We start from the raw sequence: 12401 nt of genomic DNA on the forward strand, positions 1-12401 counted from the left end.
CCGCCGCACGACGAGCCGGGTGCGAGCCGGTCGAGAGCCTGCGTTTACACCGTCTCAGCATGCGCGACGGGCCTTCCGTGATGCGGACAGCCGACCTAGCCTGACGCTCGGACGGACCACCACCTCGGACGACCCACAGCTCATCCCGCCGCACGGAGGACACCATGCCCGCACCGCTCGACACCAGCGAGAAGATCACGCAGTATGCCCACCCCGACCGCCTCGTGAGCACGGGCTGGCTCGCCGAGCACCTCGGTCAGCCGGGCATCGTCGTCGTCGAGTCCGACGAGGACGTGCTGCTCTACGAGACCGGTCACATCCCCGGCGCGGTGAAGATCGACTGGCACACCGACCTCAACGACCCCGACACGCGCGACTACATCGACGGCAAGGGCTTCGCCCAGCTCCTCGGCGGCAAGGGCATCGGCCGCGACACGACGATCGTCGTCTACGGCGACAAGAACAACTGGTGGGCCGCGTACGCCGCGTGGGTGTTCACGCTGTTCGGTCACGAGGACGTGCGCCTGCTCGACGGCGGCCGCGGCAAGTGGATCGCGGAGGGCCGCGAGGTCACGACCGACGTCCCCGCGCCGGAGGCCGTCGAGTACCCCGTCGTCGAGCGCGACGACGTGACGATCCGCGCGTTCAAGGAGGACGTCCTCGCGCACATCGGCAACGGCCCGCTCGTCGACATCCGGTCCCCCCAGGAGTACACGGGCGAGCGCCTGCACATCCCGGACTACCCGGAGGAGGGCGTGCTGCGCGGCGGCCACATCCCGACGGCGCGCAACGTCCCGTGGGCGACCGCGGTCGCCGAGGACGGCACCTACAAGTCGCGCGAGCAGCTCGAGGCGATCTACCAGGAGGGCGGCCTCGGCCTCGCGACGGACGACGAGGTCGTCACGTACTGCCGCATCGGCGAGCGCTCGAGCCACACGTGGTTCGCGCTGACGTACCTGCTCGGCTTCGACAAGGTCCGCAACTACGACGGCTCGTGGACCGAGTGGGGCAACGCCGTGCGCGTGCCGATCGTCAAGGGCGAGGAGGCCGGCGAGGCCCCCGCGTCGCTCAACTGACGCACCGCTCGTCCCTCACGCCCGACGGCGCGCGGCCGGCCCCTCGTGGGCCCGCCGCGCGCCGTCGGCGTCTGCCGCCGGGCATACGGCGAGCGCGCCGGGCGTTCCGCACGGTGGGACCGGGTCCCGGCCGCACGCCCCCGATGCAAGGATCGACACCATGAGCTCCTCGTCCGACGCCTCGTCCCTGCCCGCGGCCCTCGCGGAGATCCGCGAGGACTTCCTCGCGCTGCCCGAGCGCGAGCGTCTCCAGCTCCTGCTCGAGTTCGCGAACGAGCTCCCCGACCTCCCCGAGCGCTACGCGAGCGCGCCCGGTCTGCTGGAGCGGATCGAGGAGTGCCAGTCGCCCGTGCGGGCCTTCGCGGAGGTCGACGACGACGGCGTCGTGCACTTCTTCGCGACCGCGCCCGCCGAGGCGCCGACGACGCGCGGGTTCGCGTCGATCCTCGCGCAGGGCCTGTCGGGTCTGACCGTGCAGGAGGTGCTCGACGTGCCGGACGACTTCCCCATGTCGATCGGCCTCACGCGGGCCGTGAGCCCGCTGCGCATCGGCGGCATGAACGGCATGCTCACGCGCGCCAAGCGCCAGGTGCGCGAGCAGGTCGCCGCGCGGCCCTGACCCGGGGTCCGCGCGGGCGCCGGCCGTCAGCCGCGGAGCGCGAGGCGGCGCGCGAGGACCGCGCACACGACGAGCTGGAGCTGGTGGAACACGATCACCGGCACGGCGACGACGCCCGCGACGGCGACGGGGAACAGCACGCTCGCCATGGGCAGACCCGTGGCGAGCGACTTCTTGGACCCGCACATGAGGAGCGCGATCCGGTCCTCGGTCGACAGCCGCAGGGCCGCACCGCCCCACCAGGTGAGCGCGAGCATCGCGGCGAGGACGAGCGCGCTCACGACGAGCAGCGCGACGATCGACCACCCGGACACGCTCGACCACACGCCCGCCGAGGACGCGGCCGCGACGGCGCCGAACACGACGACGAGGATGGTGCCGCGGTCGACGCCGAGCGTGAGCCAGCGCCGCGCGCGGACCCGGTCGCCGACCCAGGGCTGGAGGAGCTGCCCGACGACGAACGGCAGCAGGAGCTGGAGCAGCACGGTCCGGAGCCCGCCGAGCCCGCCCGTGGGCCCGTCGGCGCCCCCGTCCGCTCCGGTCATGAGCCACAGCACGAGCAGCGGGGTGATGACCATCCCTGCGACGTTCGACACCGTCGCGCCGCAGATCGCCCCGGCGACGTTGCCGCGCGCGACCGACGTGAACGCGACGGACGACTGCACCGTCGACGGGAGCAGGGACAGGTAGAGCACACCCGCGGCGAGCGGCGCCCCGACGAGCGGCTCGATGGCCCACGCCGTGACGAGCCCGAGCACCGGGAACACGACGTACGTGGCCGCCAGGATGCCCCCCTGGAGTCGCCAGTTCCGCAGCCCCGCCCACACCTCGCGCGTCGACAGGCGCATGCCGTAGACGAGGAAGAGGAGCGTGACCGCGACGTCCGCGACGGTGTCGACCACGCGCTGCGCGCCGGGCCCCACCGGCACGACCAGGCCGAGCACGAGCACGACGAGCAGCGTGCCGACGAACGGGTCGACCCACCGGCTCAGGACTGCGCGCACGGGGACCGAGCCTAGCCCGGCTCAGAAGAGGGTGTAGCCGCCGTCGACCGTCACCACCGCGCCGGTCATGAAGCTCGACGCCGCGCTCGCCAGGAAGACCACGGGCGGCCCGATCTCCTCCGGCTCGGCCCACCGGCGCATGGCGGCGGGCGCGACGCAGTCGTCGTAGTACTCCGGCTGGTCGACGGGCGACGCCTCGGTGCGCACGTACCCGGGCGCGACGGCGTTGACGCGGATCCCGTGCGGGGCCCACTCCGCGGCGAGCCCCTTGGTGAGCTGGTGCACCGCCGCCTTCGAGGCCAGGTACGCCGGCTGCCAGCGCGGCCGGTTGACGATCGACGCCGACATCGAGCCGACGTTGACGATCGCGCCCGGTCGACCGTCGACGACCAGGGCCCGCGCGACCGCGCGCGAGCAGTACCAGACGCCGTCGAGGTTGGTCGCGAGCGTGCGGTGCCACACGTCGTCGTCGATCTCGAGCGCCGCACCGCCGATCGAGATCCCCGCGTTGTTGACCAGCAGGTCGACCGTCCCCAGGTCCGCGGCGGCGCGCCCGACGACGTCGTCCACCTGGGCGCGGTCCGTCACGTCGAGCACGTACCCGCGAGCATCGATCCCGTCCTCCCGCAGCGCGGCGGCCGCCGCCTCCGCCGCAGGCGCCGTCGTCGCCGTGAGCGCGACCCGGGCGCCGGCCTCGCCGAGCGCGCGGGCGACGGCGCGCCCGATCCCGCGGCTCCCGCCGGTGAGCAGGGCCGTGCGGCCGGCGAGCGAGAACGAGTCGAGGACGGTCACGCGGGACAGTCGACCACGGGGTGCGTCAGAAGTCGAAGAGGTCCTCGAGCCACGACTCCTTCTTCTTCCGCTTGCGGTAGCGGGGGTCGTAGCCGTCGCGCCCGTCGTGGCGCCGGTCGCGGTCGTCGCGGTAGCGGTCGTCCCGGTACCTGTCGTCGCCGTACTGGTCGCCCCGGTAGCGGTCGCGGTCGTCGTACCGGCGGTCGTCGCGGCGCTCGCCGTAGCCGGGCGTGCCGTAGTCCGCGGCGGTCGCCGGCGGGTACGACGTCGGCGCGGGGGCGGGCGGTGCCGCGGGGGCGGTGGGTGCGGCAGCGGCCGGGCCGGCGGCCTCGGCGGCGATCTCGCTCTCCAGCGAGCGGTCGATGATCTTGTCGAGCTCACCGCGGTCGAGCCACACCCCGCGGCACGTCGGGCAGTAGTCGATCTCCACGCCCTTGCGCTCGGTCATGACGAGCACGGTCTGGTCGGTGGGGCACAGCATGTCTGCCTCCTCGCGAGATGGGCCGGGCGCGGTCCGCGCCCGCTCGGGTACTGCGGAGTCCAACGCGGCTCCCGCACGCGCGGTTCCCGGCCGGCCGCGTCAGCCGGTACGGCGCTCGTTCGCGAGCCGGTCGCGCAGCTCGTCGGCGCGGTGGACCTCGTCGTCGAGGGCGGCGAGCGCGTCGGCGACCCGTGGGAGGAAGTCGGCCCCGGCCCGGAACCACTCGGCCCCTTCGAGGAACCGCTCCGCCGCGGCCTCGTCGTGCAGGGCGAGCGCGAGGTCGGCACGCAGCACCAGGGCGCGGAACCGCACGCGCTCGGCGACGCTCCGCGTGCGCACACCTTCGGCGGCGAAGGCACGGTCGAGGACCTGGGCGGCTCCGCCGGGGTCCCCCGCCGCGCGGAGGATGCGGGCGTGCTCGAGAGCGCGGACCAGGTCGGGTGGTTCCTCGGCGCCGCGGCGTGGCAGCCCGGGCACGAAGGCCCCACCAGCCACGCCGCACCTCCCGCCTCCCGCCGACAGCCCGACCACACTAACCCTGGTCCTGCGGCCCGGCACGGCGGGAGACGGGAGGCGGCCCGGTCAGCGCTGCACGCGCGCGCTACCGCCCGACGCGAGCTTGCGGACCTCGGCGAGGGACGCCGTAGAGGTGTCGCCCGGCGTCGTCATCGCCAGCGCGCCGTGCGCGGCCCCGTACTCCACCGCCTCGTGGATCGAGCCGAGCTCCATGAGCCCGTACGCGAGGCCCGACGCGAACGAGTCGCCGCCGCCCACGCGGTCGAGGATCTCCAGCCCGGGGCGGTGCGTCGCCTCGGCGAAGCCCTGCACGCGCGACCACGCGATCGCGCCCCAGTCGTTGACGGTCGCCGTCTTCACGCCGCGCAGCGTCGTCGCGACGACCTGGAAGTTGGGGTACTCCTCGGCGGCCCGCGCGATCATCGCGCGGAAGGCCCCGGTGTCGAGGTCGGTGAGGTTCTCGTCGACGCCCTCCACCTCGAAGCCGAGCGAGGCGGTGAAGTCCTCCTCGTTGCCGATCATCACGTCGACGTACCGGGCGAGGCGGCGGTTGACCTCCTGCGCGCGCTCGACGCCGCCGATGCCCTGCCACAGCGAGGGGCGGTAGTTGAGGTCGTAGGACACGATCGTGCCGTGGCGGCGCGCGGCGGCCATGGCCGCCTCCGCGACGTCGGCGGACGACTCGGACAGCGCAGCGAAGATGCCGCCGGTGTGGAACCAGCGCACGCCGCGGCCGAACACGTCGTCCCAGTCGACGTCCTCGGGGCGGAGCTGGGCGATCGCGGTGTTGCCGCGGTCGGAGACGCCGACCGCCCCGCGCACGCCGAAGCCGCGCTCGGTGAAGTTGAGGCCGTTGCGCACGGTGCGGCCGATGCCGTCGTACTCGCGCCACTGCACCCAGCGCGTGTCGAGCCCGCCGGTGAGCATGAGGTCCTCGACGAGCCGGCCGACCTCGTTGTCCGCGAGCGCGGTGACGACCGCGCCGCGCAGGCCGAAGGCGCGGCGCAGCCCGCGCGCGACGTTGTACTCGCCGCCGCCCTCCCACGCGTCGAAGCTGCGGGCCGTCTTGATGCGACGCTCGCCCGGGTCGAGGCGGAGCATGACCTCACCGAGCGCGACGACGTCGTAGGCGCACTCGGCCGCGGGGCGGACGGCGAGCGGGGGCTGGTTCTGGGTCGTGTCCGGCACGGGTCAGGCTCCTTCGGCGGGGTACGGGGCGGTCGCGGCGAGCTCGACGGCCTCGCGCGTGCGGCGGGTGATCTCGGCGGTGTCGCCCGCGCGCACGAGGGCGGCGTCGACCATCCACGAGCCGCCGGCGGCCAGGACGGACGGCAGCGCGAGGTAGTCCAGGAGGTTGGCGGCGCTCACGCCGCCGGTCGGCACGAAGCGCAGGCCGGGGAACGGCGGGGAAAGCGCCTTGACCGCCGCTGGACCGCCGACGACGTTCGCCGGGAAGAGCTTCACGGCGTCGAGACCGAGGTCGAGCGCGGCGATGACGTCCGACGGCGTCGCGACCCCGGGCAGGACCGGCACCCCGACTTCCTGCGCGCGGCGCACGACGGCGGCCGAGAGCCCGGGCGAGACGAGGAAGCGGGCGCCGGCCTCGACGGCCTCGTCGACCTGGCCCGCGTTGACGACGGTCCCCGCACCGACGAGCACGTCCGGCACCTCGCGCGCGATCGCCTCGATCGCGGCGCGCGCACCCGCGGTGCGGAAGGTCACCTCCGCGACGGGAAGGCCGCCGTCGCGCAGCGCGCTCGCGACGAGCACGCCCTGCTCCGCGTCGTCGACGACGACGACCGGCACGACGCGGGCGCGTGCGATCGCCTCCAGGGGTCCGTGGGATGACATCCTCGCTCCGTTTCGCTATGGTGAACGCCTGTTGTTCACTACGGAACGCACTCTAGGCGAAGGAGCGACGATGGCGGAAGCCGGGGCCACGCCGTCGGGCACCCCCGAGGGCGACGAGCACGCGACGAACGGACCAGGCGGCAGCCCGCTCGGGAGCGTGGACAAAGCGCTGACCGCGCTCGAGGCGCTCGCCGGGGCCGGTCCCGCCGGGGTCGCGCTCGGTGACCTCGCACGCTCGCTCGGGCTGCACAAGGCCTCGCTGCACCGCACGCTCGCGGCGCTGCGCTACCGCGGCTACGCCGAGCAGGACGCCACGACGGGCGACTACCGGCTCGGACCGGCGGCGACCGCGCTCGCGACCGTCTACCTCGGCGAGGAGAACCTGCCCGCGCTCCTGCACCCGGTGCTCGTCGCGGTGTGCCGGGAGACCGATGAGCTCGTCCACCTCGGCGCCCTCGCCGGGACCGAGATCGTCTACCTCGACAAGGTCGAGCCCGCGCGCGCGGTCCGGGTCTGGTCGGCCGTGGGCCGTCGCCGCCCCGCGGCCACCACGGCGCTCGGGCGCGCGCTGCTCGCCCACCGGCCGCTCGACGACGGCGCGCTCGCCTGGTACGCGGCGGCGGCCCCCGGCGAGCACCCCGTCTCGCCCGCCGCGCTCCGCGCGACGTGCGAGGCGACGCGGGCGAGCGGGTTCGCGACGGAGACCGAGGAGAACGAGCCGGGCATCAGCTGCGTCGCCCTGCCGATCCTGCGGGACGGGCAGTCCGTGGCCGCCGTGAGCGTCACCGCGCCGGCCGAGCGCCTGGGCGCACCTCGGCGCCGCGAGATCGAGGCGGTCCTGCGCGAGGTCGTCCCGACCTTGCTGCCCCCGACGCTCGCCGTGCCGGACGCCGCGCTGGGTCGGTTCGGCGCGCAGGTCGCCGCGGGCACCCGCCGACCGGCGACGGGGCCCGCCGTGTGAGAGAGTTCAACGGCAGCACGACGGAATGACGGAAGGGCCCGCGCGATGACCGTCCTCGTGGCGTACAACGACTCCCCGCAGGGCGAGACCGCCTTCCGTGCGGCGGTCGCCGAGGCGGTCCACCGCTCGACCGCCCTCGCGGTCCTCGTCCTCACCCCGCAGGACGCCGACGCCGGCGTCCCCGCGACTCTCGCGCACCTGCTCGACACGCTCCCTGTCGAGGTCGCTCGTCCCGAGATCTCCTACCGCCCCGAGCACCTCGACCCCGCCGAGGCGATCATCGACGAGGCGGAGCGCACGGCGCCCGACCTCGTCGTCGTGGGTGCGCGCAAGCGGTCGCCGGTGGGCAAGTTCCTGCTCGGCAGCACGACGCAGCGCGTGCTCCTCGACTCGCCCGTCCCGGTGCTCGTGGTGAAGGCGTCCCACTGACGCCCTCCTGACGGGTGCCGCGACGCGGGCCGCCCGGTCCCCCGGACGGCCGCGTCGCGTCCTCTCAGCCCTGCGCGACGGCGGCGCGCAGCCCGTCGACCAGCGGCGTCGTCGGACGGCCCAGCAGTCGCGCGAGCTCTCCCGACGCCTCGGCGAGCAGCCCGTCGCGGATGTTGGCGTCCAGCGCGACGACGAACCCGGCCGTGCCCTCGTCCAGCCCCGCCCCGAGCAGGAACGCCCGGTGCTCGTCGGGGCTCACGCGCCGGTAGGTGACGGGACGCCCGAGCACCTCGGAGGCCGCGGCGGCGAGGTCGTCGAACGTCCACGCGACGTCGCCGCTCAGCTCGTACACGGCCCCCGCGTGCGCGGCGGCGTCCGCCTGCGCGGCGAGCGCCACGACCGCGGCGGCCTCGGCGTAGTCGGCGCGGCTCGCGCTCGCGACGCGGCCGTCGCCCACGCTCGACACGAGCTCGCCGGACTCCCGGGCGCCCAGCACGTCGCCGACGTAGTTCTCGGTGTACCAGTTGTTGCGCAGGATCGTGGTCGCCAGGCCGGACGCCGCGAGGAGCTCCTCCGTGGCCTTGTGCTCGGGCGCGAGGACCAACGCCGAGGTCGTGGCGTGCGGCGCGCTCGTGTAGACGACGCGCGCGACGCCCGCCGCCCGCGCGGCGTCGATCACGTTGCGGTGCTGCTCGACGCGCTGGCCGACCTCGGAGCCCGAGACGAGCACGAGCACGTCGACGCCCGCGAGCGCTGCGACGAGGGTCTCCGGGCGTGCGTAGTCGGCCTCGCGGACCTGCACGCCACGGTCGGCGAGGTCCGCGACCTTCGCCGTCGTGCGCGCGGCGGCGACGACCTGGGACGGGTCGGCCCCGTGCGCGAGGAGGGACTCGACGACGAGGCGGCCGAGGTGGCCGCTGGCTCCGGTGACGGCGATGGACATGCGAGTGCTCCTTCGGTGCGCGAACGCACGGCCGGGCGGCCGCGCCGTCCCAGCATGCGCTTACTTTTCGAAAGTGCCAACCAAGAGAGCGTGCGACCTTCCTCACAGTGCTGCGGACCGTGACGGCGCCGTATCCTGGGGCGATGACGACCGACGCCCGCCCCGTGGAGGACCCCGGACCCACCGACGCGATGGTGGCCGACGTCTTCCAGCGCGGCTGCACGTCGCGACACGTCCTCGAGGCCGTCACCGGACGGTGGGGCGTCCTCACGGTCGCGGGCCTGCGCGACGGCGCGGTGCGCTTCAACGCGCTGCGGCGCCGCATCGACGGGGTCAGCGAGAAGATGCTCGCCCAGACCCTCCAGTCCCTCGAGCGCGACGGCATCGTCGTGCGCGAGGTGCGTGCGACCATCCCGCCGCACGTCGAGTACTCCCTCACCGACCTCGGGCGCCGCGTCGCCGACAGCCTGACGGGGCTGCTCGACGTCCTCGAGGGCTCGGTCGCGGAGGTCGCGGCGTCCCAGCGCGCGTACGACGAGCGCCGGGACGCCTGAGGCTCACGTCTGCGAGCGCAGGTACCAGAACACGAGCGCGGCGACGACGAGCAGCCCGGCCAGCACGGCCAGGACGATCTTGCCGACGCTGTAGGGGCGCCGCCCGATCACCTGGCCCGTGTTGGCGTTGACCATGACCTGCCACTGCTTGCCCGCGTACACGTACGTCGCGATCCACAGCGGGAGCAGCACGAGCTTGAACATGACGTCCGCGTAGGCGGTGCGGATCGAGCCGACCCGCTGCTCGTCGCCCCCGATGTCGCGCTCGACGTCGTCCCTGATCACGGGCGCCATCTTCTGCTTCGCGCGGTCCAGACCTGCCCGGGGCTCGACGTCGTACCGGGCCGCCGCGAACCCCGCGAGGTACTCGGCGCGGAACGGCACCGCGTGCGACAGCGGCCACGGGCCGAGCTTCGACAGGTCACGCTCGGCCACCTGGGACGTCGCGGGGACGAGCACGTCGTCGAAGTCGCGCGCGACGTGCCCGGAGACGGGCGTCCAGCTCACGCGTCGCTCCTGGCGCTCCTCGTCCCCGTTCTTGACGGTCACGTAGTAGGCGTCCCCGCGCTGCCCCGAGTACGCCGACGACGTGCGCGCGTCGAACGTCCAGTGCGGCACGTACGAGCCATGGAGGGACTCCGTGTCCCCGACCTTCTTCAGCTCGCCCGGCGCGAACCAGCGCGAGCGCACCCAGCGCCGGAACGCGTCGCGCGCCTGCGCCTGCTCCACGCCGAACGGCACGACCGCCTCCGGCTGCACCAGACCGTCCGTCTCGGCCGCCGCGACGAGGTGCCCGCCGCAGAACCGGCACGCGACCGACAGGTCCGTGCCCTGCGTCGTCGCGCCGCACCCGTCGCACGTGAGCAGCCGCGCGTCGAGGATCCCCGCGCGCACCCCGCCCTGCGCCGCGGCCCACGCGTCGAACGAGTGCTCGTCGACGGCGTCGCCCGGCGCGTGCACGATCGCGACCGTCCCGCCGCACGCGACGCAGCGCAGGTGCTGCGTCCCCGGCGCGTACGCGAGCTGCGACCCGCACGCGTCGCAGCGCGTGCGGACGAGCTCTCCCTGGGTGTCGCTCACCGTCAGCCCGCCGCCGGACCGGTCGGGGCGCCGGTCGGGGGCAGCGGCGGGGGCGTCGCCGCGAACAGCGGCGCGAGCGCGGGGACCTCGCCCGCGGCAGTCCACGCGGCCATGCCCTCCTGCCACACGAGCGACTCGCGGGTCACCTCGCCGGACCGGACGCGTCCGGCGAGGTCCGCCGTCGTGCCGGGACCGGCCTGCGCGCCGCCGACCGCCCAGTACCAGGGCGACTCCGCGGCGGGCAGGGGCGGCGGACCGGCGGGCGGCGCCGGGGTCGGCTGGGCCGCCGTCGTCCCGAGCGACTGCGCGAGCTGCTGCCCCATGGCCGCCCCGAGGCCCATGCCGGCGCCGAGCCCCAACCCGTCGCCCGCGCCCCCGGGGTTGGCGGCGGCGGTCTCGATCGCGTTCGCCGCCTGGAACTTCGTGTACTGGTCGAGGTTCCCGACGACGGCCATCTGCGTCCGCTTGTCGAGCGCCGCCTCGACCTCGGGCGGGAAGGAGACGTTCTCGAGGACGAAGCGCGGCACGGCGATGCCGTACTCCGAGAGGTCCTCCGAGAGCTGGCCCGCGAGCCGCGTCGCGATCTCGCGCTGGTTCGCGGCGAGGTCGATCGCCGCGACGCCGGCCTCCGCGAGCGCCGGGCCGAGCTGGCCGACCACGAGGCGGCGGAAGTAGTCGCCGATCTCGTCGGTGCGGAACTGCGGGTCGGTGCCCACGAGCTGGCGGAGCAGCGCCGACGGGTCCACGACCTGGAGCGCGTACGTCCCGAACGCCCGGATACGGACCGCGCCGAGCTCCGGGTCGCGCAGGATCACCGGGTTCTGCGTGCCCCACGTGAGGTCGGTGAACTGGCGCGTCGCGACGAAGTACACCTCCGCCTTGAACGGTGAGCTGAACCCGTACTTCCAGCCCTGGATCGTCGACAGGATCGGCAGGTTCTGGGTCTCGAGCGTGTACGTGCCCGGCCCGAACACGTCGGCGAGCCGGCCCTCGCTGACGAAGACGGCGCTCTGCCCCTCGCGCACCACGAGCTTCGCCTGGTTCTTGATCTCGTTGCCCTGGCGCGGGAAGCGCCAGACGATCGTGTCCCGGCTCTCGTCGAGGAACTCGATGATGTCGATCAGCTGGCCGCGCAGCTTGTCCATGAAGCTCATCCGGACTCCTTCGCTCGTCGTGCGGGACGGCCGCGGACGACCTGGCGTGCGGGCACCCGGCCCGCCGCGCCCGCCCCGGCGCGCCGAGCATAGCGGCACCGCGGGCCGCCGATGAAACCCCCAAGGGTTGGTAAAACCGACCGGTGGTCGCGGAGTCCCGCTCGGGCCGCCCAGCCCTGGATCGCTTCCCACGGACGCGGCCGTCCGGGGAGAGTCCCCGGGTTCGGCGGCGACCTATCCTGGCCGGGTGCCGACCCCGCCGACGACCGCGCCCGCGACGCCCAGCGTCGCCGTCCTCCTCGCGGCCGGGGCCGGGACGCGGCTCGAGCGCGGGCCCAAGGCGCTGCTCCCCCACCGCGGCGGCACGCTCGTCGAGCACACGACCGCCGCCCTCCTCGCGGGCGGGTGCGACGCCGTCGTCGTGGTCCTCGGCGCCGAGGCCGAGCGCGTCCGCTCCGTGACAGGGCTCGACGGCCCCCGGATCCACGTCGTCGACAACCCCGGCTGGTCGTCCGGCATGGCGTCGTCCCTGCGCGTCGGCGTCGCCGCCGCCCTCGACCTCGCTCCCGCCCGCGTCGTCGTCGCGCACGTGGACCAGCCCGGCGTCGTGCCCGACGACGTCGCGCGCCTCCTCGCCGCCCACCGCGCCGGCCGCGTGGCCGCGTCCCGCTGGGCCGCCGCCGTCGGGCCCGACGCCCCAGCGCGAGCCGACCGCCCTCGCTGGGCCCACCCGCTCGTCCTCGACGCGGCGCTCGCCGCGCCCGCGGCAGCGAGCGCCCACGGCGACCACGGCGCGCGCGACTTCCTGCGCGCCCACGCCGACCTCATCGACGTCGTCGACCACCCGGGCGACGGCCGCGACCTCGACACGGAGGCCGATCTCGACCTCCTCGACCCGCCCCCCGCCCTTCACTGAGGAGATCGTCGCGTCCGAGGCCGAT

15 protein-coding genes are annotated in these 12401 nt (G+C 74.8%); 6 read left to right on the top strand and 9 right to left on the bottom strand.

Features of this window, described 5'->3' with window-relative positions; genetic code table 11:
* The first annotated feature begins 164 nt into the window (after positions 1-164).
* Together AC6CH9_RS06790 and AC6CH9_RS06795 are read left to right on the top strand one after the other, a co-directional pair.
* On the top strand, positions 165-1076 hold the full coding sequence (locus tag AC6CH9_RS06790; protein WP_498154236.1) for a sulfurtransferase: 912 nt from the start codon (positions 165-167) through the stop codon (positions 1074-1076).
* A 160-nt stretch (positions 1077-1236) separates the two neighbouring features.
* Entirely contained in the window at positions 1237-1695 is a 459-nt protein-coding gene (locus AC6CH9_RS06795) for a SufE family protein (protein WP_498154237.1), read from the top strand.
* Between the two features lie 26 nt (positions 1696-1721).
* Here AC6CH9_RS06795 and AC6CH9_RS06800 read toward each other — a convergent pair whose 3' ends face one another.
* The 6 genes from AC6CH9_RS06800 to eda form a co-directional block, all read right to left on the bottom strand.
* Positions 1722-2699, bottom strand: coding sequence for a bile acid:sodium symporter family protein (locus AC6CH9_RS06800; protein WP_498154238.1), 978 nt, complete (start codon positions 2697-2699; stop codon positions 1722-1724).
* Positions 2700-2720: 21 nt separating this feature from the next.
* On the bottom strand, positions 2721-3491 hold the full coding sequence (locus AC6CH9_RS06805) for an SDR family NAD(P)-dependent oxidoreductase (RefSeq protein WP_498154239.1): 771 nt from the start codon (positions 3489-3491) through the stop codon (positions 2721-2723).
* 25 nt (positions 3492-3516) lie between these two features.
* Positions 3517-3972, bottom strand: a complete 456-nt coding sequence (locus AC6CH9_RS06810) for a TFIIB-type zinc ribbon-containing protein (protein ID WP_498154240.1) — start codon at positions 3970-3972, stop codon at positions 3517-3519.
* Between the two features lie 99 nt (positions 3973-4071).
* Entirely contained in the window at positions 4072-4467 is a 396-nt protein-coding gene (locus tag AC6CH9_RS06815) for a DUF8817 family protein (RefSeq protein WP_498154241.1), read from the bottom strand.
* An 87-nt stretch (positions 4468-4554) separates the two neighbouring features.
* Complete coding sequence (locus tag AC6CH9_RS06820) at positions 4555-5676, bottom strand: PfkB family carbohydrate kinase (protein WP_498154242.1); 1122 nt, start codon at positions 5674-5676, stop codon at positions 4555-4557.
* A 3-nt stretch (positions 5677-5679) separates the two neighbouring features.
* Positions 5680-6339, bottom strand: a complete 660-nt coding sequence (gene eda, locus AC6CH9_RS06825) for a bifunctional 4-hydroxy-2-oxoglutarate aldolase/2-dehydro-3-deoxy-phosphogluconate aldolase (RefSeq protein ID WP_498154243.1) — start codon at positions 6337-6339, stop codon at positions 5680-5682.
* Between the two features lie 70 nt (positions 6340-6409).
* On the opposite strand from eda, the gene AC6CH9_RS06830 reads away from it, so the two are divergent.
* Positions 6410-7300, top strand: a complete 891-nt coding sequence (locus AC6CH9_RS06830; RefSeq protein ID WP_498154244.1) for an IclR family transcriptional regulator — start codon at positions 6410-6412, stop codon at positions 7298-7300.
* Positions 7301-7345: 45 nt separating this feature from the next.
* On the top strand, positions 7346-7729 hold the full coding sequence (locus AC6CH9_RS06835; RefSeq protein ID WP_498154245.1) for a universal stress protein: 384 nt from the start codon (positions 7346-7348) through the stop codon (positions 7727-7729).
* Positions 7730-7793: 64 nt separating this feature from the next.
* On the opposite strand, the gene AC6CH9_RS06840 is transcribed toward AC6CH9_RS06835, so the two are convergent.
* Complete coding sequence (locus tag AC6CH9_RS06840; protein WP_498154246.1) at positions 7794-8672, bottom strand: SDR family oxidoreductase; 879 nt, start codon at positions 8670-8672, stop codon at positions 7794-7796.
* Positions 8673-8815: 143 nt separating this feature from the next.
* Between AC6CH9_RS06840 and AC6CH9_RS06845 the strand changes: the two genes are divergently transcribed.
* The gene (locus AC6CH9_RS06845; protein WP_498154247.1) at positions 8816-9226 is read left to right on the top strand and encodes a winged helix-turn-helix transcriptional regulator; all 411 of its coding nucleotides are present in this window, start codon (positions 8816-8818) and stop codon (positions 9224-9226) included.
* Positions 9227-9229: 3 nt separating this feature from the next.
* Here AC6CH9_RS06845 and AC6CH9_RS06850 read toward each other — a convergent pair whose 3' ends face one another.
* Positions 9230-10306 carry a hypothetical protein gene (locus tag AC6CH9_RS06850; RefSeq protein WP_498154248.1) on the bottom strand — a complete coding sequence of 359 codons (1077 nt, stop codon included), beginning with the start codon at positions 10304-10306 and terminating at the stop codon, positions 9230-9232.
* Positions 10307-10308: 2 nt separating this feature from the next.
* Positions 10309-11460, bottom strand: a complete 1152-nt coding sequence (locus tag AC6CH9_RS06855) for an SPFH domain-containing protein (protein WP_498154249.1) — start codon at positions 11458-11460, stop codon at positions 10309-10311.
* A 247-nt stretch (positions 11461-11707) separates the two neighbouring features.
* Between AC6CH9_RS06855 and AC6CH9_RS06860 the strand changes: the two genes are divergently transcribed.
* Positions 11708-12376: a nucleotidyltransferase family protein gene (locus AC6CH9_RS06860; RefSeq protein WP_498154250.1), complete on the top strand. Its 669-nt coding sequence runs from the start codon at positions 11708-11710 to the stop codon at positions 12374-12376.
* The last annotated feature ends 25 nt before the right edge of the window (positions 12377-12401 follow it).

The sequence above is a fragment of the Cellulosimicrobium sp. GQ32 genome, assembly GCF_059758455.1.

What these genes read in the sequence shown, in the direction of transcription:
- AC6CH9_RS06790 (WP_498154236.1), top strand. Translation starts at nt 165, where the DNA reads ATGCCCGCACCGCTCGACACCAGCGAGAAGATCACGCAGTATGCCCAC.
- AC6CH9_RS06795 (WP_498154237.1), top strand. Translation starts at nt 1,237, where the DNA reads ATGAGCTCCTCGTCCGACGCCTCGTCCCTGCCCGCGGCCCTCGCGGAG.
- AC6CH9_RS06810 (WP_498154240.1), bottom strand. Translation starts at nt 3,972, where the DNA reads ATGCTGTGCCCCACCGACCAGACCGTGCTCGTCATGACCGAGCGCAAG.
- eda (WP_498154243.1), bottom strand. Translation starts at nt 6,339, where the DNA reads ATGTCATCCCACGGACCCCTGGAGGCGATCGCACGCGCCCGCGTCGTG.
- AC6CH9_RS06830 (WP_498154244.1), top strand. Translation starts at nt 6,410, where the DNA reads ATGGCGGAAGCCGGGGCCACGCCGTCGGGCACCCCCGAGGGCGACGAG.
- AC6CH9_RS06835 (WP_498154245.1), top strand. Translation starts at nt 7,346, where the DNA reads ATGACCGTCCTCGTGGCGTACAACGACTCCCCGCAGGGCGAGACCGCC.
- AC6CH9_RS06840 (WP_498154246.1), bottom strand. Translation starts at nt 8,672, where the DNA reads ATGTCCATCGCCGTCACCGGAGCCAGCGGCCACCTCGGCCGCCTCGTC.
- AC6CH9_RS06845 (WP_498154247.1), top strand. Translation starts at nt 8,816, where the DNA reads ATGACGACCGACGCCCGCCCCGTGGAGGACCCCGGACCCACCGACGCG.
- AC6CH9_RS06855 (WP_498154249.1), bottom strand. Translation starts at nt 11,460, where the DNA reads ATGAGCTTCATGGACAAGCTGCGCGGCCAGCTGATCGACATCATCGAG.